This window comes from Streptomyces sp. NPDC049837 (assembly GCF_040674455.1).
Lineage (GTDB): Bacteria > Actinomycetota > Actinomycetes > Streptomycetales > Streptomycetaceae > Streptomyces.
This window is the reverse complement of the sequence record NZ_JBFAMP010000006.1, coordinates 460,292-479,991: the sequence shown is the minus strand read 5'-3', so window position 1 is coordinate 479,991 and position 19,700 is coordinate 460,292. Positions and strand designations below refer to the sequence as shown.

The window sequence follows — 19,700 nt, the reverse complement described above, 5'->3', positions numbered from 1 at the left end:
CAGCGGGCTCTCGTTACCCGTATCGGATCGTCGGCAGGCTCGACGTCATGACAACGACCGCGACAAGTCCCGTAATCAGTAAAGACGGTGGCACTGACAACCGGCCGCGGCTGCTGCTCGGCGTGGTGCTCGCCGCCCAGTTCATGGCGCTGCTCGACACCTTCATCGTCAATGTCGCCGCACCCACCATCCGTACCGAACTCGCCGCTTCCGGCGCGGCGTTGCAACTCGTCGTCGCCGGCTACACCATCGCGTACGCGGTCCTGCTGATCACCGGCGCCCGCCTCGGGGACCTGCTCGGGCACCGCCGGATGTACCTCGGTGGTCTCGCGCTGTTCACCGTGTCCTCGCTCGCCTGCGGGCTGGCCTCGGGGTCCGGTCAGCTCATCGCCTTCCGGCTGGCCCAGGGAGCCGGCGCGGCCCTGCTGATCCCGCAGGTGCTCAGCCTCATCCAGCGGCACTTCACCGGCGAGGGGCGGGTACGGGCGCTCGGCGCCTACTCCGCCGTGCTCGCCACCGGAGCGGCGGCCGGGCAGGTCGTGGGCGGAGTCCTGGTCGGCGCGGACCTGTTCGGCACGGGCTGGCGCCCCGTCTTCCTGGTCAACGTGCCGATCGGACTGGTCCTGCTGGTGCTGGGCGTACGCGTGCTGCCGCGGGACCGGCGGGAGGTGCCCGGGCGGGCCCGGCGCCTCGACCTGCCGGGCCTGGTGCTCCTGGCCGCCGCCGTCTCGCTGTTCACCGTGCCGCTGGTGCTCGGCCAGGAGCGGGACTGGCCCGCCTGGGCCTGGGCGTCCCTGGCCGCCTCGGCGGTCCTGTTCGTGGCGTTCTGCGCGTACGAGTCCCGTCTCGCGCGGCGCGGCGGCGCCCCACTCATCGCACCGCGCGTGCTGCGCATCCCCGGCATGGGCCTGGCGGTGGTGCGGATCGCCGTCGTGATGGGCGTCAACGCCGGCTTCCTGTTCGCCATGACCCTGCACTTCCAGGGCGGTCTCCAGTACGGCGCGCTGCGCGCCGGGCTGACGTTCGCCCCGACGGCCGTCGTCTTCGGCGTGGTCGGTCTGACCTGGCGCCACTGGCCGGTGGCCTGGCGGCGCGCGCTGGTGCCGGGCGGGTTCCTGATCAGTGCCGGGTCCGCCCTGACGGCAGGCTGGGCGCTGCGTGACGGGCAGGCCGGCGGCCCGGTGATGTACGTGGCGTTCCTCGCCCTGGGCGGAGGTCTGTCGCTCGCCTTCAGCCCCGTCCTGACCGGCGCCCTGGCGACCGTACGCCAGGAGGACGCCGCCGACGCCAGCGGCCTGCTGGCGACCGTCACCCAGCTCGGTCAGCTCCTCGGCGTCGCGACCTTTGGCACACTCTTCCTGAGCCGCCTGAACGCGCCGGGGGCGCATGTGTCGGCCGACGCGCTGTGGGTATGTGCCTTGGCGCTGGCCGTCGCGTCGATCATGGGGGCGTCGGCGGGACTGGTGCGACGCCGACCCCGCTGACCCTCGTGCCGGGCCATGGCAGAATCGGACGGCCGGAGGGGGACGACGATCCGGACGGGAGGGAGTGCGCGATGTCGGCCAGCGGTTTCGAGGAGGCTTCCGAGCCGCTCACCGCGGCACAGGCGCGCCCCGGACTCAACTGCCCCTCGTGCGGTTCGTCCCACGTCGCCCAAGTACTCGGTGACAATGGCGGAGTGTCCTATGTGTGCACGTCCTGCGGCCACTGCTGGAGCTGATTGATGGGTGCGCACAGGCGGAAATGCGACTGGTGCGGCAGCGGTACGCCGATCGTCCGGGACATGGACCCGGTCAACCCCGACTACCAGTACTGGTGCGAGGAGTGCGCACGGGCGCTGATCATAAAAGGCGACCCCATCGAGACCTACCGGGAACTCGAAGGGGAGCCCATCTACGGGCGCCTGCTCGACGAGCACTGCACCCTCAAGCGGTTCTACTCGTTCGCCACCGCCTGACCCCGAAAGCCGCCAACAGGCTCAGCCCGACCAGGGTGTAAAGCCCGGACAGCAGCATCTGCCAGCCGTTCTGGTGCAGTTCGAGACGGACCGGAGCGGGCGCGTGCGGCACCCACCACAGGGCGAACGACGCGAACACCAGAGCCGTACCAACCGTCCAGGCGGGCCGCACCCGGGTGGCCAGCAGTATCAGCATCGGCACGCACCACACCCAGTGGTGCGACCAGGAGATCGGACTCACCAGAAGCGCCGTCGTCGCGCACGCCACCACCGCCACCGGCCGGTCGTCCCGCAGCGCCGCCAGCACCGCGACGGTGAGCCCCGCCACGCCCACGACAGCCGCCGCGATCAGCCACCACACCCCCGGATCGGTGGTGTGCAGCAGCCTGGCCAGCACGCCGTTGAGGGACTGGTTGGCGGTCTCCTCCTTGCGCCCCACCCGGCTCGTCTCGAAGATCATCTGCGTCCAGAAGCGGCGAGAGTCGTACGGCAGGACGACGGCCGACGCCACGGTCACACCGATGAACACCCCGGTCGCCGTCGCCGCCTGCCGCAGCCACGGGTTCCAGCCCCGCTCCCATCCGTGCGCACGCGCGCGTGCCACCCCCACCGCCAGCAGCAGGACGACGAACAGCCCGGGCGTCAGCTTCACCGCCGTGGCCAGGCCGATGCCCACCCCGGCCCACCGGTTGTTCTCCCGCCGCGTCAGGTCCCACAGCACCGCCACCGCGATCAGCAGGTTGATCTGCCCGTACCGCAGCGTCGTCCACACCGGCTCCAGCCAGACGAGGACCGCCGCCACCCACAGCGCCGCACCCGGCCTGTCCCTGCCCACCAGGCGCAGCGACAGATGCACCAGCGCCAGCAGCAGGAGCAGGTTCCCCGCGGTGGCCAGCGTGCGCATCTCCGGGACGCCGAGCAGCGTCAGCGGCGTGAACAGCAGCGCGGCGAACGGCGGGTACGTCGTCGGCAGGTTCGCCGATGTGGCACGCATCGCATACAGGTCACCCCCGGCCAGGACCGTCTCGCCCTCCGCCCGGTAGACGGAGAGGTCCAGCATGGTGACGTTCGCGGCGCGCTGGGCCATCCAGAAGGCCGCGAAGGACAGCAGGCAGGCCGTCGCGGCGGCGGCGAGGGGCAGCTCCCTGAGGCGCGCCCGGAGGGTCATGGTCACGGTCACGAAGGGCGACGCTACCCGCCGCGGCGGAGGGCGGCGCCACCGGCCGGAGCCTGCCGGTCGTAAACGATTTGGTGAACCACCGGGGGGACCGTGTAATGTTCTCTGTGTCGCCGCGAGGGAAGCCCGCAAGGGAGACCCGCCGGAGGAAACTCCAGAGGGCGGCACACCGCAAGGGGCTATAGCTCAGTTGGTAGAGCGCCTGCATGGCATGCAGGAGGTCAGGAGTTCAATTCTCCTTAGCTCCACAGAACGTGGAAGGCGGGCCATCCGATCGGATGGCCCGCCTTTCCGCGTCCGTCAACCCCGGCCGCTGCCAAGGGCCTTGCGGCCGGCGCTGGGCAACGCGGGACGGGAAGGACGCTCCTCGGCCCCCTGCTCCAGGCGCAGCGCCAGCTCCGGGCAGCGCCGGACCGCGAGCTGCGCGCGGTCACGCAGGTGGACCGGCACGGACGCGTCCGCGAGCACCGGGTAGCCGTCGCGGCCCATGCGGATCAGCTCGGGGACGATGTCCGCGCACAGCCCGTGGCCCTTGCACAGCGTCCAGTCCACCGCCAGCTTCTCGCCGCTCGGGATGGACTCCACGGCCTCCTGGTAGCCCGGCTCGGGCAGCGGCAGCACGCCGATCGTCGGCCGCCCGCAGCCGCCGTGCAGCACGTGCGCGGCCAGATCGTCCGTGAAGGCCGAGAGCGTCGAGCTGAAGAACCGGGCGGAGCCGTCCGGGTGCTTGCACACGCCCCGGCCCTTCACCGCCTGGGTGACCTCACGCAGCGCCTCCAGGGCGGCCGGCCCGCCACCGTTCAGCACGTCCGACAGGCCCCCGGCGGCGGCGGGCAGGCCCAGGCGGCACGGGCCGCACTGGCCGGCGGTCTCGGCCGCCAGCCAGTTCGCCACGCGCTGCGCCTCACCCAGCGGACAGGTCTCGGGGCCGATCGGGAGGATCGCGCCGGCTCCCAGGGCGCCCCCCACGGCCGCCATGGACTCGCGCGAGATGACGCAGTTGTCCACGGCCATGGAGTCGATCCAGTTGCCGTGGTAGCCGCCGGTCAGCACGCCCTGGGGCACCTGCGGGGCACCGGCGAGCTGAAGGACGTACCGCATGGGCACGCCCGTCGGCACCTCCACCACCATGGGCCGCGCGACCTGCCCGGAGATCGTCAGCATCACCGTGCCCGGCTCGCTGTCCAGGCCGTGCTGGCCGTAACGGCCGGCGCCGGTCCGGGCCGCGATGGCGAGCTGCGCGAACGTCTCCGCGTTGGACAGCAGCGTCGGCGCGTTGCCCACACCCGACTCGGCGGCGCGCTCGCGACGGCCCGGCGGGATCGCGGGACCGCCGTTCGCCGCGCGGATCACGGAGGACGCCTCACCGGAGACCATGCGCTCCGGAGTTCGGACGACACGCGCGCGTAGCTGCTGTCCGCGCCGGTCGGACAGGCCCCGCTCGGCGAGCGCGGCCCGGATGGAGATCTCCGTGGAGTTCCGGGTCACCGCGACGACCAGGGTGCGGGCGCCGAGGGCCTCGGCGGCCAGCAGGGCGCCGTCCAGGATGAGGTGCGGGGCACGGTTCAGAAGGACGGTGTCCTTGCGGCAGGCGGGCTCGCCCTCGCTGCCGTTGACCACGACGACGGGGCGGACGCCGCGCCGGATCGCCGCCTTGGCGACCGCGCGCAGCTTCTTGCCGAAGGGGAAGCCGGCGCCGCCCCGGCCGCGCAGCGAGATCTCCTCGGCCAACTGCGCCAGCCGCTCGCCGGGTATGGGTTCGAGCGGACCGTGCACCTTCAGGTGCATCTGGAGGTCGAGCCGCTCGACCAGGTCGAAGCCCTGGGTGAGCTGGGGGAGGCCGACGACGCGGACTTCGGGGACGTCGGGGAGCGGGGCGTTCACGTGCGGTCTCCTGCGGGTGCGGTCCAGGGCTCGCCCGCGGGCGGCTGCTGGAAGGGGCCCGGTGTGGGCTCAGAGGGGTCTGCGGGGCTGTAGGAGGGCGGGGAGGTGGTGTACGAGGGCGGGGCGGGGGACGGGGTGGGCGGCGGCGGGGAGGGGGTCGGCCAGTAGCCGGGACGGGTCGCCGGTTCGTCGGGCACGACCGGCAGCTCCTCGGTCATGGGGACGCGCTCGGCGTACGGGATGTCCTGGCCGGTGCCGCCGGCGGCGGTCCCCGGAGAGGCGGTGTTGCCGAGGGAGGCGGTGTTGCCCAGGGACACGGCCCGGTAGGCGGCGGACATTCCGGCCCCCGTGGGGGCCGAGGCGGCCCGTGTGGGGGTGGGGGAGGCCGGGGGGAAGGCGGGCTCGTACAGCGGCGGGGAAGGCGGGGTCAGGGTCCTGGGCTGCTCGCGGGGGCGGCCGATCGGACGGTCGGGGGAGACGGCCGACGGCTCGGCGCGGGTGACCGGCTCGCGCCGCAGCTCTTGCTCGAACGGTGTCTCGTAGGGGCGGGGCGGGGTGATGTCCGACGCGCCCGGCAGCGGGGACACGGAGGGGTCGCGCCGCCTGCGGCCGCGCTCCGGCTTGTCGGTGCCCGGGCCGATCAGCGCCAGGACGCGCTCGGCGAGGCGCTGCTGGACGGGGCGGGGCAGCAGCCGTATAGAGACGGCGGCGGCGACCCCGGTGAGCGCGAGGCAGTACATGGTGGTCACCCACGTGGCCGCCGGGCGACCCGCGTAGAGCCCGTGCACGAGCGCGCAGCACCAGGCCGGATACGCGAGCATGTGCAGCGGCCGCCAGCGTGCCGCGATGCTGCCACGCCCCGCCAGCGCGCTGCGGGCGGCGCCGGTGGACGCGGCGATCACCATCAGCAGGCCGGCGAGCGACCCGAAACCGATCAGGCCGGCCGTGCCGGTGACTCCCAGGCCGAAGGGGATGAGGGCCCCGATGAGTGCCACGTGCCCGAGGGAGACCTTGACCGTGGCGTGGAGGAGGAGGAAGCCGAGGGAGGCCACCGCCGTGGTGCGGTGGATGGCCTGGGCGAGGAGACGGTGGCGGGTGGAGAGGAGGAGCCGGTCCGTCGCGATCAGGCCCCAGGCCACGGACGCGGTGAGCGATACGAGGGATAGGACACCCGTGGTGAAGTCCAGCGCGGCCCGGAAGCTGTCGCTCCCGCCGATCGCGAGCACGGGTATGAGTACCAGCGCAGCCGCGGAAAGCCCGCCCTGTACCGGCTTGCTCATACCGGCCTGCAAGGCGGGCGATGAGCGGATCTTGCGATGAGGGTTCATGGGGAGCGACTCCAGTGGTGCGGAAAAGAGGTCCCGTGGCCGCATGCTAAGTCGACGCATACCAAGCGGTACGAGCTTTGAGCGTTTAAGGTTCGGAACAGCCGACAACTGACTCTGGCGTTGCCCCGGATAGGGTCGATACGCGGAGTAACCCGGAGGCCCGTGATGGCGTCCGCCGGGGTGACCGGCCCGTGGACCTCGATGCGGCTCGGACGGGCCCTGCGGTACCCTGACGCCATGCGTGCCGTACGCCTTCTGCTTAGCGAGCCGCGCTGATCAGTACCGGCGGATGAAAGGTCCGGCCGGAATCGGCGCGGCGTCCCCTCCTGTGCGAGGGGTTTTTTCATTTCGCCGCGCTACACAGCGGCAGCCGGCAGAGACGATCGATGGAGCTTTAAGGATCATGAGCGAGATGAATTCGGCTGCTGCCGAGGCAGCAGCCCCGCATCGTTACACGGCGGCCATGGCCGCCGACATCGAGGCACGCTGGCAGGACTTCTGGGACGCCGAGGGCACCTACGAGGCGCCCAACCCGAGCGGTGACCTGGCCGGCGACCCGGCCGTGGTCGCCCGCCCCAAGAAGTTCATCATGGACATGTTCCCCTACCCCTCGGGTGCGGGCCTGCACGTGGGCCACCCCCTGGGCTACATCGCCACCGACGTCTACGCCCGCCACCAGCGCATGACCGGGCACAACGTCCTGCACACGCTGGGCTTCGACGCGTTCGGCCTGCCGGCCGAGCAGTACGCCGTCCAGACCGGCACGCACCCGCGCGTGTCGACCGAGGCGAACATCGAGAACATGAAGGTCCAGCTCCGCCGGCTGGGCCTGGGCCACGACAAGCGCCGGTCGTTCGCCACGATCGACCCGGACTACTACAAGTGGACCCAGTGGATCTTCCTCCAGATCTTCAACTCCTGGTACGACGACGAGGCCAGGAAGGCCCGGCCCATCGCCGACCTGATCGCCCAGTTCGAGAGCGGTGAGCGTCCCGTACCCGGCTCCACGCGCGCGTGGAGCGAACTGACCGCCGCAGAGCGCGCCGACGTCCTGGGCGAGTACCGCCTGGCGTACGCCTCGGACGCGCCCGTCAACTGGTGCCCCGGCCTGGGCACCGTCCTGGCCAACGAAGAGGTCACCGCCGACGGCCGCTCCGAGCGGGGCAACTTCCCCGTCTTCAAGGCCAAGCTGCGCCAGTGGAACATGCGGATCACCGCCTACGCGGACCGGCTGCTGGACGACCTGGACGCGCTGGACTGGCCCGAGGCCATCAAGCTCCAGCAGCGCAACTGGATCGGCCGCTCCGAGGGCGCCCGCGTCGACTTCGCCGTCGGCGACGACGCCATCACCGTCTTCACCACCCGCCAGGACACCCTGTTCGGCGCCACCTACATGGTGCTGGCGCCCGAGCACGAGCTGGTCGAGAAGATCGTCCCGGCCGCCTGGCCCGAGGGCACGCACGAGGTCTGGACGGGCGGGCACGCCACCCCGGCCGAGGCCGTCGACGCGTACCGCAAGCAGGCCGCGTCCAAGTCCGACGTCGAGCGCCAGGCCGAGGCCAAGGACAAGACCGGCGTCTTCACCGGCGCGTACGCCATCAACCCGGTCAGCGGCGACCGCGTCCCGGTCTTCATCGCCGACTACGTCCTGATGGGCTACGGCACCGGCGCGATCATGGCCGTGCCGGCGCACGACACCCGCGACTTCGCCTTCGCGCGCGCCTTCGAGCTGCCGATGCGCTGCGTCGTCGAGCCCTCCGACGACCGTGGCACCGACCCCTCGACGTGGGACGACGCCTTCGACTCCTACGAGGCGAAGATCGTCAACTCGGCGAACGACGAGATCTCCCTGGACGGCCTGGGCGTCGTCGAGGCCAAGGCGAAGATCACCGACTGGCTGGTCGCCAAGGGCATCGGCGAGGGCACCGTCAACTTCCGGCTGCGCGACTGGCTGTTCAGCCGCCAGCGGTACTGGGGCGAGCCCTTCCCGATCGTCTACGACGAGGACGGCGTCGCGCACGCGCTGCCCGAGTCGATGCTGCCCCTGGAACTGCCCGAGGTCGACGACTACTCACCGCGCACCTTCGACGCCGACGACGCCGACACCCAGCCCGAGACGCCGCTGTCGCGCAACGAGGACTGGGTCAACGTCACCCTGGACCTGGGCGACGGCCCCAAGAAGTACCGGCGCGAGACCAACACCATGCCCAACTGGGCCGGTTCCTGCTGGTACGAGCTGCGCTACCTGGACCCGCACAACGACTCCGCACTGGTCGACCCGGCGATCGAGCAGTACTGGATGGGCCCCCGCGAGGGACAGCCGCACGGCGGCGTCGACCTGTACGTGGGCGGTGCCGAGCACGCCGTACTGCACCTGCTGTACGCGCGCTTCTGGTCCAAGGTCCTGTACGACCTGGGGCACGTCTCCTCGGCCGAGCCCTTCCACAAGCTGTACAACCAGGGCATGATCCAGGCCTTCGTCTACCGGGACTCGCGCGGCATCGCCGTCCCGGCCGCCGAGGTCGAGGAGCGCGACGGCGCCTTCTGGTACCAGGGCGAGAAGGTCACCCGCGTCCTGGGCAAGATGGGCAAGTCCCTGAAGAACGCCGTCACTCCGGACGAGATCTGCGCCGAGTACGGGGCGGACACGCTGCGCCTGTACGAGATGGCCATGGGCCCGCTGGACGTCTCCCGGCCCTGGGACACGCGCGCGGTGGTGGGCCAGTACCGGCTGCTCCAGCGGCTGTGGCGCAACATCGTCGACGAGTCGACCGGTGAGGCGACCGTCGTCGACACCGAGCCGGACGAGGACACGCTGCGCGCCCTGCACAAGGCCATCGACGGCGTCGGCCAGGACATGGCCGCCATGCGGTTCAACACGGCGATCGCCAAGGTCACCGAGCTGAACAACTACCTGACCAAGACCGGCGCCCCCGTGTCGCGGTCGGTCGCCGAGCGGCTGGTGCTGCTGGTCGCCCCGCTGGCCCCGCACATCGCCGAGGAGCTGTGGCGCAAGCTGGGCCACACCGACTCCGTCGTCCACCAGGACTTCCCGGTCGCCGACCCGGCGTACGTCGTCGACGAGACGGTGACCTGTGTCGTCCAGATCAAGGGCAAGGTCAAGGCCCGCCTCGAGGTCTCGCCCTCCATCACGGACGCCGACCTGGAGGCCCTGGCCCTGGCCGACGCGGGTGTCGTGGCGGCGCTGGGCGGCGCGGGCATCCGCAAGGTGATCGTGCGGGCGCCGAAGCTGGTGAACATCGTCCCGGCGTAACGGGCCGGTTCGCCACCTGGGTGGTTTCCCCTACGGGCAGGTTGGGGGTTCCGATGGAACCCTCGGCCTGCCCGTTCCGTTTACCGTGGAGGAAACACAGCCCGGCCGTTTCCGACACCGCACCGAGTGACCCCGAGGGGACTTCATGACAGAGGCGATCCTGATCCTGGCGGTGCTCTTCCTCGCCTTCGTCGCCCTGGGGGTCTACGCGACCGTCAAGGCGGTCAAGGCCGCGAAGCGCGGGGTCGACCGCACGATCACCCAGGCGCGCCGCACCGTCGAGGACACCACACTGCGGGCCAAGAGCTACGGGCCCGGCGGCGTGACGGCCGAGCTGGCGCAACTGCGGCTGTCGCTGCGGACGTCGATGCGGGCCACCCAGGACGCGCTGGAGGCCGGCGTGGCGGAGGACGCCTCGCTCAAGGAGTCCCTGGACCTGTTCCGGCGGCTCAGCGCGCACGGGCACGAACTGGACGCGGACCTCAAGCGGCTGGAGCGGGACCCGGACCGGACCGGGGTGGCCGCGCAGCTCGGCGAGCTGCGTGAGCGCACGGAGCGGATCACCCATTCGGCCGAGTCTCTGAGGTGGGCGGCCCGGGACCGGGCGCGGAAGTTCGCGGACGACGACCTGGCGTCGCTGAGCGCGCAGATCGACGTGGAGGCCGGGGCCCTGCGGCACTGGGCGGGGCGCGAGCAGGACGACCTCTCCTGGCCGGAGCCGGCAGCGGGGCAGGCGACGGAACAGGTCCGGCCGGCGGACGCCGGTGCGCAGTCAGGGACGGCGGCCCGGTCCGGTACGGACGGGCGGCCCGGTACGGCGGCGGCCGGGGACCGTGCCGCCTCGGAGGAGGACGGGCCCAGGGCGATCACCGCGCAGGATCCCCGGCAACAGCCCTTCTACTCCTGGCAGAAGTCGACGCGCCCCGAGACCACGAACTGACCCGTTCCGATCACGAGCCGGGGGCGGGCTGCCCTACGGAGCCCCCTCCGGGGTACCCTCCCGGTCATGTCCCGCCATGTCGCGATCGTCACCGATTCAACGGCCTACCTGCCGCCGCAGACGATGGAGCGGCACGGTATCACCGCGGTGCCGCTGACCGTCGTCCTCGGCGACCAGGCGCTGGAGGAGGGCACCGAGATCTCGGCGCGCTCGCTGGCCCTCGCACTCCAGAAGCGGCGCTCCGTGACCACGTCCAGGCCGAGCCCCGAGGTGTTCGCGGCCGCCTACCGGGCCGCGGCCGAGAAGGGCGCCACGGCCATCGTGTCGCTTCACCTGTCGGCCGAGTTCTCCGGGACGTACGACGCCGCGGTGCTGGCCGCCAGGGACGCGGCCGTGCCCGTGCGGGTGGTCGACACCGGGATGGTCGCCATGGCGCTGGGCTTCTGCGCGCTCGCGGCCGCCGAGGCGGCGGAGGCGGGCGGCACCCTGGACGAGGTGGTCGCCGCCGCGGAGAAGCGGGCCGCCGGGACCTCCGCGTACTTCTACGTCGACACACTCGAGTACCTGCGCCGCGGCGGCCGCATCGGCGCGGCCCAGGCCCTGTTGGGCTCCGCGCTCGCCGTGAAGCCGCTGCTGGAGCTGGAGGGCGGGCGGATCGAGCTGCGGGAGAAGGTGCGCACGGCGTCGAAGGCCATCGCCCGGCTGGAGGAGATCGCCGCCGAGCGGGCGGGCGCGAGCCAGGTGGACATCGCGGTGCACCACCTCGCGGCAGCCGATCGGGCTGCCGCCCTCGCGGACAGGCTGCGCGCCCGCGTCCCGGGCCTGGCCGAACTGCACGTCAGCGAAGTCGGCGCGGTCATCGGCGCCCACACCGGTCCGGGGCTGCTGGCGGTCGTCGTCTCCGCACGGTGACCGCCGGCCTCACCCTTGCGGGTGGCCGGGTTTTCCACAACTGGTGGGTTATCCACGGGATTTGACGCTGCTCGGCGGGTTCGGGCGATGACGCCTACCGTGCTTGGCATGGCAACGCGAACACACTCCGTGACAACCACATCGCGCGTCGTGCGTGCGGCGAGCGGCCCCGGCCGGGCGGCCGGATCCGACGGCCGCACGCGCGGACGCGGCCCCTCCTCACGGCACCGCGTGCGCGGGCGGCGCACAGCCGCCGTACGCGCGACGGTGACTGCACGCCGCCGCGCGGACGCCCTCTTCGAAGAAGCGGGCACACACGCGACCCACCCGCCCCCGGCCGGTGGGCAGGTGCCGGGCCCGCCCGGTGGTGCTCCGCACCCGGTGGCGGGCGCGCGTCCGGCGGGTGGTCGGCCCGTGCCGGGGGCTGCGGCGGATGCCGAGGGCGCCGGGGGCGGGGCTGAGGAGACGCTCGGGCGGCGGGAGCGGTGGCGGCACGGACTGCGGGACCGGTTACCGCTCTGGGTGCAGGCGCGGTGCGGGATGGAGCCCCGGACGGTCGCCGCGCTCGCCGTGGTCCTGGTGGTGGCCGCCGTCCTCGCCGGGCGGTACTTCTGGGTGGGCAGGCCGGAGCCGGTGAGGGCACCCGACGTGGTGACGGAGGCGGCGCCCCCCGCGGCGGCCGCGACCGGAGCGGCCACGCCCGGGGTCTCGGCGGGGGCGCCGCCCGTCGTGGTCGACGTGAGCGGGAAGGTCCGGCGGCCGGGGGTGCTGCGGCTGCCCGCCGGGTCGCGGGTCGCCGACGCCCTGCGCGCGGCGGGTGGCGTCAGGCCCGGCACCGACCTCACGGGCCTGAACCGGGCACGGGTGCTCATGGACGGCGAGCAGGTCGTGGTGGGCGCCCCACCGGGACCGGCGGGGCAGGTGACGTCCGGGGCGTCCGGGCCGGGTGGCGACGCCGGAGGGCCGGTCAGCCTCAACACCGCCACGGTGGAGCAGCTCGACACGCTGCCCGGTGTCGGCCCCGTGCTGGCCCAGCACATCGTCGACTACCGCACGAGCCACGGAGGTTTCCGGTCGGTCGACGAGCTTCGCGAGGTGAACGGAATCGGCGAGCGCCGGTTCGCGGACCTCCAGCCCCTCGTACGGCCATGAGGCGCCAAGCGGTTCACGCCGCGTCAGGTACGCCGCTGGGCGTCGCCGACCCGAGCCGGGAAGGGCCGGCCGACCTGCGGCTCGTGGCGCCCGCGCTGGCGGCGTGGGGCGCGGCGGCGCTCGCGGTGGGCGCCCCGGGCCGGTGGACGGTGGTGGGCGTGACGCTCTGCGCCGTGGGCGGTGTGGTGCTGCTGCTCGGGCGTGGCGCGTTGGGCGTAGTAGCCCGGTGGCGGGCCAACGGCACGGCGTGCGCGGCGGTGTTGCTCTGCGCCGCGGCAGGCGCCGCGTCCGCCGGACTGCACGGCGCCGATCTGCGGAGGGGGCCGCTGCCGGGGCTGGCGGACCGGTACGCCCGGGTCACCGTCGAGGCGACGGTCACCTCCGACCCACGGCTCACGCACGCGAAGGTGCGCGGACCGCGGGCGGTGCCGGTCTCCGTCGTCCTGAACGCCGACGTGACGCGGGTGACGATGCCCGACGGGGCGGACACCAGGGTCCGCACGCCCGTGCTGGTGGTCGTGTCGCGCGGCGGAGCCGACTGGCGGCTGCTGCTGCCGTCGACCCGGCTGCGGCTGACGGGGCGGCTGGCACCGCCGCAGCGCGACGGCGACCCGTTCGCCGCCGTTCTGCGGGTGGACGCGGGGCCGCCCCGCGTCACAGGCCCGCCAACCGCGCTCCAGCGCACGGCCGGAGAACTGCGCGCAGGACTGCGGGCGGCGGCCGACGGGCTGCCCCCGGACGCCCGTGCCCTGTTGCCGGGGCTGGTCGTCGGGGACACGTCCCGCATTCCGCCCGACCTGCACGACGCCTTCCGGGCGACCGACCTCACTCACCTGTTGGCCGTCTCCGGGAGCAACCTCACTGTCGTGTTGTTGCTGCTCATCGGCCCACCCGGCAGCGCACTGAAGGCCGAACGCGGAGGGATGGCACCACGGTTGGGCATCCCGCTGCGCGCGACCGCACTGCTGGGCGGGGCGCTGACCCTCGCCTTCGTCCTGGTCTGCCGACCCGACCCGAGCGTGCTGCGCGCCGCAGCCTGCGGGCTGATCACCCTGCTCGCCATCGGCACCGGGCGCCGCAGGTCGCTGATCCCCGCGCTCGCCGCCGCCGTGCTGCTGCTGGTGCTCTACGACCCGTGGCTGGCACGCAGTTACGGCTTCCTGCTGTCCGTGCTGGCCACCGGGGCGCTCCTGACCGTCGCCCCGCGCTGGAGCGCCTCGCTGCGGAGGCGCCGGGTGCCGCCACGGATCGCGGAGGCGCTGGCCGCGACCGCGGCGGCCCAGGCCGTGTGCGCCCCCGTGGTGGCGGTCTTCGCCGCCCGGGTCGGCCTGGTGGCGATCCCGTGCAACCTGCTCGCCGAACTCGCGGTGGCCCCGGCGACCGTGCTCGGGTTCGCCGCGCTCGTCACCGCACCGGTCGCGATGCCGCTGGCCGGGGTGCTGGCCCAGTGCGCGGGGTGGCCCGCCGGCTGGATCGCCTCCGTCGCCCGGGCGGGAGCCGCGCTGCCCGGGGCGGAGGTTCAGTGGCCGGGAGGGTGGAGCGGAGGGCTGCTGCTCGCCGCCGTCACGGGGCTGGCGGTGGTGTGCGTACGGCGGGTGCGGCACCGGGCATGGCTGGCCGGCGCGTGCGCGGTGCTGTTGCTGCTCGCCGTGGTGCGGCCGCCGCCGCTCACCAGGCTGCTCACCGGGTGGCCACCGCCCGGCTGGGTGTTCGCGATGTGCGACGTCGGCCAGGGCGATGCGACGGTCCTCGCCGCGGGCCGGGACACGGCCGTGGTGGTGGACGCCGGGCCCGACCCGGAGCCCGTCGACCGGTGCCTGCGCGACCTGGGCGTCAGCCGCGTGCCGCTCGTGGTGCTCACGCACTTCCACGCCGACCATGTCGCGGGACTACCGGGCGTCCTGCGGGGCCGGGCCGTCGGGGCCATCCAGACCACGGACCTCCAGGACCCCGAGGACCAGGCGGCGTTCGTGCGGAGGACGGCCGCCTCGGCCGGGGTGCCCATCGTGCGGGCCGGTGCCGGCGAGCGCCGGCGGCTCGGGCCCCTCGACTGGCGGGTGCTGTGGCCGGGCACCGCCCGGGCGGGGTCCGAGCCGGAGGGACCGAACGACGCCAGCGTCACGCTCCTGGTCCGCGCCGGCGGCATCACCCTGCTGCTCCTCGGCGACCTGGAGCCGCCCGCCCAGCAGGGCCTGCTGCGGGCCCACCCGGACCTGCCGCCGGTGGACGTCCTGAAGGTGGCCCACCACGGCTCGGCCCACCAGGACCCGCGTCTGCTGAGCAGGGCCCGGCCACGGCTGGCCCTGGTCTCGGCCGGCCGGGACAACCCGTATGGGCATCCGTCACCGCGAACGGTGAGCGCCCTGCGGGCCGGGGGAGCGGTGGTGCTGAGCACCGACAGGCACGGCGCGATCGCCGTGGCGGGAAGGGGGAGGGAGCTGCGTGCCACCACGGCCCTGGGGCCGGGGCCGGAGCCGTAGCGGCGCGCAGGAACAATGTCTGTCGTGAGCGATGTGAGACATGTGCTGGTGCTGCCCGACCGGGACGCGGCCGAGGAAGCCGCCGAGGAACTCGGGGAGCGTTTCGGGATCACGGAGGAGCCCCAGCTCGTACGGGACGCCCTGGCCGGTGAGGACGACGCCGAGGACGCCCAGTGGCTGGTGGTCGTCGAGGACCCGGACGGGCGGCTCGCGGCCACCGAGCTGGACGAGTTCGCGGCGCAGTGGGACGGCTGGCGGGAAGAACCGTAGGGCAGCAGTAGGGAGGGGGCGCACGGGCGGAGCCGCGTTGTCGGTGGGCCGTGCGATGCTGGTTCGCGATGGCCACCAGAAAGAATTCGACCGACGACGTCCTCGCGCCCGTCACCCTCGCCGTGGGGCAGGAGGACCTGCTCCTCGACCGCGCGGTGCAGCAGGTGGTGGCGGCCGCCCGTGCGGCCGACGCCGACACGGACGTCCGCGACCTGACGCCCGACCAGCTCCAGCCCGGCGCCCTCGCCGAGCTGACGAGCCCCTCGCTCTTCGCCGAGCGCAAGGTGCTGGTCGTGCGGAACGCGCAGGACCTCTCCGCCGACACGATCAAGGACATCAAGGCGTACCTCGGCTCGCCCGTGGAGGACATCAGCCTCGTCCTGCTCCACGCGGGCGGCGCCAAGGGCAAGGGCCTGCTGGACGCGGCCCGCAAGGCGGGGGCGCGCGAGGTCGCGTGCCCGAAGACGACCAAGCCGGCGGAGCGTCTGACGTTCGTACGCGGTGAGTTCCGCGCGCTGGGGCGCTCGGCGACGCCGGAGGCGTGTCAGGCGCTGGTCGACGCGGTGGGCAGCGACCTGCGGGAGCTGGCGTCGGCGGTGTCGCAGCTCACCGCGGACGTCGAGGGCACCATCGACGAGGCGGTCGTCGGGCGGTACTACACCGGCCGCGCGGAGGCCTCCAGCTTCAACGTCGCCGACCGGGCGGTGGAGGGGCGGGCGGCCGAGGCCCTGGAGGCGCTGCGGTGGTCGTTGTCGACCGGCGTCGCGCCCGTGCTGATCACGAGCGCGCTGGCGCAGGGTGTGCGGGCGATCGGCAAGCTGTCGTCCGCGCGGGGCGGGCGGCCCGCCGATCTCGCGCGCGAGCTCGGCATGCCGCCGTGGAAGATCGACCGGGTGCGTCAGCAGATGCGCGGCTGGACGCCGGACGGGGTGGCCGTCGCGCTGCGCGCGATCGCTGAGGCGGACGCGGGGGTCAAGGGCGGGGGCGACGACCCCGAGTACGCGCTGGAAAAGGCGGTCGTCACCGTCGCCCGCGCGGCGCGCTCCCGCCGCTGACCCCGCGGGGCGGTGCCTCGTGCCGGGCTTCCCCGCGGGGGGCGGCCCCGGCGTCCCGGTCTCCCGCGGGGGGCGGTGCCCCGTGCACCGGTCGGCTGCAGGCCGGTGGGTGTGCGCCCGGCCTCCGGCCGGGCATGGGTTCCCACCCGCACCACCTGTGCGGGAAGGAATGTCGGTGCGGGTCTTCCCGTGGGGGTTGCTCGCCGTCGGCGGCTGCGGGCCGGTCGGCCAGCGGGGGAGGTCGGCCAGCGGGGGAGGTCGGGTGTGGGTCGCCCCGGGCGGTGGGGTGAGGCCGGGGCCGCCCGGGCGGCGGGGGATGCGGGAAGGCCCCGGCATGGCGAAGGCCCCGGCGACGGTCCTGGGAAAGGACGGGCGACGGGGCCTTCGGGTGGTGCGTTGGTGAGCTCGTACCCGCGTGGCGAACGCAGGCCGCGTACGGGCTCGGGGTGCCGGTCAGGAGCGGATGAGAGGGCCCGCTTGGTCCGTTCCGGCGATCAAATCAAGAAAGCTCAGCCCTGGAGGGAGGCAACCTTGGACGCCAGCGCCGACTTCTTGTTGGCGGCGGCGTTCTTGTGGATGACACCCTTCGAGACGGCCTTGTCCAGCTTGCGGGACGCCTCGCGAACGGCCACGGTGGCCTTCTCGACGTCACCCGCGGCGGTCGCCTCACGGGCCTTGCGGATCGCGGTCTTGAGCGACGACTTGACGGCCTTGTTGCGCAGGCGCGCCTTCTCGTTGGTCTTGTTCCGCTTGATCTGGGACTTGATGTTCGCCACGAAAGAGCCTTTTCAGGTTCGTAAGGATTTCTGATGCGTGCCCCGCTGCTTGAGAGGGCTACGAGACACAGCTACCCAGGCTACCAGTCGCCCTCCGGGCGGCCCAAACCGAGCGCCCGTCCCCGTCCGTGGGACCATGGAACCTACGTATCGATCCGACGTCGACCCGAGCAGAGACGCCCGGCGTCTCGAGAATCAGGACCCTGCGTGCCCGCGACCCCTATCCACGTGCCCGAGCCGAGCCGTACCGACCCGGCACTGATCCGCAATTTCTGCATCATCGCGCACATCGACCACGGCAAGTCCACCCTTGCCGACCGGATGCTCCAGCTCACCGGTGTGGTCGAGCAGCGGCAGATGCGCGCTCAGTACCTCGACCGCATGGACATCGAGCGCGAGCGTGGCATCACGATCAAGTCCCAGGCGGTGCGTCTGCCGTGGGCCCCCACCGAGGGGCCCGGCCAGGGCAGCACTCACATCCTCAACATGATCGACACCCCTGGTCACGTCGACTTCACCTACGAGGTGTCGCGGTCCCTCGCGGCCTGCGAGGGCACCATCCTGCTCGTCGACGCCGCCCAGGGCATCGAGGCGCAGACCCTCGCCAACCTCTACCTGGCGATGGAGAACGACCTCACCATCGTCCCCGTGCTCAACAAGATCGACCTGCCGGCCGCCCAGCCGGAGAAGTTCGCCGAGGAGCTGGCGAACCTGGTGGGCTGCGAGCCGGACGACGTGCTCCGCGTCTCGGCCAAGACCGGTCTCGGCGTCGAGGCGCTGCTCGACCGCGTGGTCAAGGACGTCCCGGCGCCGGTCGGCGTGGCCGACGCCCCGGCCCGCGCGATGATCTTCGACTCGGTCTACGACTCCTACCGGGGTGTCGTGACGTACGTCCGTGTCATCGACGGCCAGCTCAACAAGCGCGAGCGCATCCGCATGATGTCCACCGGCGCGACCCACGAGCTGCTGGAGATCGGGACGAACTCGCCCGAGATGCTCCCGGCCGACGGGCTGGGCGTCGGCGAGGTCGGCTACCTGATCACCGGTGTGAAGGACGTCCGGCAGTCCAAGGTCGGTGACACCATCACCACCCTGCACAAGGGCGCCACCGAGGCCCTCGGCGGCTACAAGGACCCCAAGCCCATGGTCTTCTCGGGTCTGTATCCGCTGGACGGCTCCGACTACCCCGAGCTGCGCGACGCCCTGGACAAGCTCCAGCTCAACGACGCCGCACTCGTCTACGAGCCGGAGACCTCCGCCGCGCTCGGCTTCGGCTTCCGCGTCGGCTTCCTGGGGCTGCTGCACCTCGACGTGATCCGCGAGCGGCTTGAGCGCGAGTTCGGGCTCGACCTGATCGCCACCGCGCCCAACGTGGTCTACCGCGTGGTCATGGAGGACGGCAGCGAGCACACCGTCACCAACCCGAGCGAGTTCCCCGAGGGCAAGATCAGCGAGGTGTACGAGCCGGTCGTACGCGCCACGATCCTCGCGCCCAGCGAGTTCATCGGCTCGATCATGGAGCTGTGCCAGACCCGTCGCGGCACGCTCCTCGGCATGGACTACCTCTCCGAGGACCGGGTGGAGATCCGCTACACCCTCCCCCTCGCGGAGATCGTCTTCGACTTCTTCGACCAGTTGAAGTCCAAGACGCGTGGTTACGCCTCCCTCGACTACGAGCCCACCGGCGAGCAGGCGTCCAGCCTCGTCAAGGTCGACATCCTGCTGCACGGCGACAAGGTCGACGCCTTCTCCGCCATCACGCACAAGGACGCGGCGTACGCGTACGGCGTGCGGCTCGTCGCCAAGCTGCGCGAGCTCATCCCGCGGCAGGCCTTCGAGGTGCCCATCCAGGCGGCCATCGGCTCGCGCGTCATCGCCCGCGAGACCATCCGCGCCATCCGCAAGGACGTCCTCGCCAAGTGCTACGGCGGTGACATCTCCCGTAAGCGGAAGCTGCTGGAGAAGCAGAAGGAAGGCAAGAAGCGGATGAAGATGGTCGGTTCCGTGGAGGTTCCGCAGGAGGCCTTCATCGCGGTGCTGTCCAGCGACGACTCGGCGGGCGGCAAGGCCAAGAAGTAGCCGGGCGGTCGCCGGGATCCGCGCCGGGCCGCCCCGGCGCCCCACCCCCGGCGCCCGCCGCCGGGCCCCACCCCCGGCGCCCGCCGCCGGGCCCCACCCCCGGCGCCCGCCGCCGGGCCCCGCCCCCGGCGCCCGCCGCCGGGCCCCACCCCCGGCGCCCGCCGCCCGGCCCCGTGCCCGGCCTCACCCCCCGCAGTACGCCGCCAAAGCGCCCGTTCGGTTCATGGACGGGCGCTTTTGCGTGGTCGGGGCGTGCCGTCGGGAGGCGTAGTCGTTATGAAGCGGGTATGAACCGCCGGGCCACAGCCCCTTACGTGGCGGACCATGGCGCTCTAACCTGATGCCGCCCGAGGGTTACTCGCCAGTTAAACAATCATCCCGTCGTGCAGCCCTGCCGCAAGCCGCCCGGAGGACGT

14 protein-coding genes and 1 tRNA gene are annotated in these 19,700 nt (G+C 72.8%); 11 read left to right on the top strand and 4 right to left on the bottom strand.

Annotated elements, in window-relative coordinates; genetic code table 11:
- Positions 1-47: 47 nt before the first annotated feature.
- A complete protein-coding gene (locus tag AB0J57_RS19975) occupies positions 48-1,484 on the top strand; it encodes an MFS transporter (RefSeq protein WP_366129540.1) in 1,437 nt (478 codons plus the stop codon).
- 239 nt (positions 1,485-1,723) lie between these two features.
- Positions 1,724-1,957: a hypothetical protein gene (locus tag AB0J57_RS19970; RefSeq protein ID WP_030494108.1), complete on the top strand. Its 234-nt coding sequence runs from the start codon at positions 1,724-1,726 to the stop codon at positions 1,955-1,957.
- On the opposite strand, the gene AB0J57_RS19965 is transcribed toward AB0J57_RS19970, so the two are convergent.
- Positions 1,926-3,137 carry a glycosyltransferase 87 family protein gene (locus AB0J57_RS19965; RefSeq protein WP_366129539.1) on the bottom strand — a complete coding sequence of 404 codons (1,212 nt, stop codon included), beginning with the start codon at positions 3,135-3,137 and terminating at the stop codon, positions 1,926-1,928. The genes AB0J57_RS19970 and AB0J57_RS19965 overlap by 32 nt on opposite strands.
- Positions 3,138-3,309: 172 nt before the next feature.
- On the opposite strand from AB0J57_RS19965, the gene AB0J57_RS19960 reads away from it, so the two are divergent.
- Positions 3,310-3,382, top strand: a tRNA-Ala gene (locus AB0J57_RS19960).
- Positions 3,383-3,434: 52 nt separating this feature from the next.
- Here the strand turns inward: AB0J57_RS19960 and AB0J57_RS19955 are convergent.
- Both AB0J57_RS19955 and AB0J57_RS19950 read right to left on the bottom strand, forming a co-directional pair.
- A complete protein-coding gene (locus AB0J57_RS19955) occupies positions 3,435-5,018 on the bottom strand; it encodes an NADH-ubiquinone oxidoreductase-F iron-sulfur binding region domain-containing protein (RefSeq protein WP_366129538.1) in 1,584 nt (527 codons plus the stop codon).
- Positions 5,015-6,298, bottom strand: coding sequence for a hypothetical protein (locus AB0J57_RS19950; RefSeq protein ID WP_366129537.1), 1,284 nt, complete (start codon positions 6,296-6,298; stop codon positions 5,015-5,017). Before AB0J57_RS19950 ends, AB0J57_RS19955 begins: the two co-directional genes overlap by 4 nt.
- A gap of 451 nt (positions 6,299-6,749) precedes the next feature.
- On the opposite strand from AB0J57_RS19950, the gene leuS reads away from it, so the two are divergent.
- From leuS to holA, 7 genes are all read left to right on the top strand, one after another.
- Positions 6,750-9,620, top strand: coding sequence for a leucine--tRNA ligase (leuS, locus tag AB0J57_RS19945; protein WP_366129536.1), 2,871 nt, complete (start codon positions 6,750-6,752; stop codon positions 9,618-9,620).
- Positions 9,621-9,765: 145 nt separating this feature from the next.
- Positions 9,766-10,560, top strand: a complete 795-nt coding sequence (locus AB0J57_RS19940) for a hypothetical protein (RefSeq protein ID WP_366129535.1) — start codon at positions 9,766-9,768, stop codon at positions 10,558-10,560.
- 66 nt (positions 10,561-10,626) lie between these two features.
- The gene (locus AB0J57_RS19935) at positions 10,627-11,472 is read left to right on the top strand and encodes a DegV family protein (RefSeq protein WP_366129534.1); all 846 of its coding nucleotides are present in this window, start codon (positions 10,627-10,629) and stop codon (positions 11,470-11,472) included.
- A 108-nt stretch (positions 11,473-11,580) separates the two neighbouring features.
- Positions 11,581-12,624 (top strand): ComEA family DNA-binding protein, encoded by a 1,044-nt coding sequence (locus AB0J57_RS19930; RefSeq protein ID WP_366129533.1) that lies wholly within the window; start codon positions 11,581-11,583, stop codon positions 12,622-12,624.
- A complete protein-coding gene (locus AB0J57_RS19925) occupies positions 12,621-15,104 on the top strand; it encodes a ComEC/Rec2 family competence protein (RefSeq protein WP_366129532.1) in 2,484 nt (827 codons plus the stop codon). Before AB0J57_RS19930 ends, AB0J57_RS19925 begins: the two co-directional genes overlap by 4 nt.
- 24 nt (positions 15,105-15,128) lie before the next feature.
- Positions 15,129-15,374 (top strand): hypothetical protein, encoded by a 246-nt coding sequence (locus tag AB0J57_RS19920; RefSeq protein ID WP_366129531.1) that lies wholly within the window; start codon positions 15,129-15,131, stop codon positions 15,372-15,374.
- 68 nt (positions 15,375-15,442) lie between these two features.
- Positions 15,443-16,429 (top strand): DNA polymerase III subunit delta, encoded by a 987-nt coding sequence (gene holA / locus AB0J57_RS19915; protein WP_366129530.1) that lies wholly within the window; start codon positions 15,443-15,445, stop codon positions 16,427-16,429.
- Between the two features lie 509 nt (positions 16,430-16,938).
- On the opposite strand, the gene rpsT is transcribed toward holA, so the two are convergent.
- On the bottom strand, positions 16,939-17,205 hold the full coding sequence (rpsT, locus tag AB0J57_RS19910) for a 30S ribosomal protein S20 (RefSeq protein WP_366129529.1): 267 nt from the start codon (positions 17,203-17,205) through the stop codon (positions 16,939-16,941).
- Between the two features lie 207 nt (positions 17,206-17,412).
- Here rpsT and lepA point away from each other — a divergent pair, with 207 nt between their 5' ends.
- Positions 17,413-19,284 carry a translation elongation factor 4 gene (gene lepA, locus AB0J57_RS19905; RefSeq protein WP_366129528.1) on the top strand — a complete coding sequence of 624 codons (1,872 nt, stop codon included), beginning with the start codon at positions 17,413-17,415 and terminating at the stop codon, positions 19,282-19,284.
- Positions 19,285-19,700 lie beyond the last annotated feature (416 nt).

Excerpts from the sequence above, each read along its gene's own strand:
- AB0J57_RS19975 (WP_366129540.1), top strand. The coding sequence starts at position 48 with ATGACAACGACCGCGACAAGTCCCGTAATCAGTAAAGACGGTGGCACT.
- AB0J57_RS19970 (WP_030494108.1), top strand. The coding sequence starts at position 1,724 with ATGGGTGCGCACAGGCGGAAATGCGACTGGTGCGGCAGCGGTACGCCG.
- AB0J57_RS19950 (WP_366129537.1), bottom strand. The coding sequence starts at position 6,298 with ATGAGCAAGCCGGTACAGGGCGGGCTTTCCGCGGCTGCGCTGGTACTC.
- leuS (WP_366129536.1), top strand. The coding sequence starts at position 6,750 with ATGAGCGAGATGAATTCGGCTGCTGCCGAGGCAGCAGCCCCGCATCGT.
- AB0J57_RS19940 (WP_366129535.1), top strand. The coding sequence starts at position 9,766 with ATGACAGAGGCGATCCTGATCCTGGCGGTGCTCTTCCTCGCCTTCGTC.
- AB0J57_RS19935 (WP_366129534.1), top strand. The coding sequence starts at position 10,627 with ATGTCCCGCCATGTCGCGATCGTCACCGATTCAACGGCCTACCTGCCG.
- AB0J57_RS19930 (WP_366129533.1), top strand. The coding sequence starts at position 11,581 with ATGGCAACGCGAACACACTCCGTGACAACCACATCGCGCGTCGTGCGT.
- AB0J57_RS19925 (WP_366129532.1), top strand. The coding sequence starts at position 12,621 with ATGAGGCGCCAAGCGGTTCACGCCGCGTCAGGTACGCCGCTGGGCGTC.
- holA (WP_366129530.1), top strand. The coding sequence starts at position 15,443 with ATGGCCACCAGAAAGAATTCGACCGACGACGTCCTCGCGCCCGTCACC.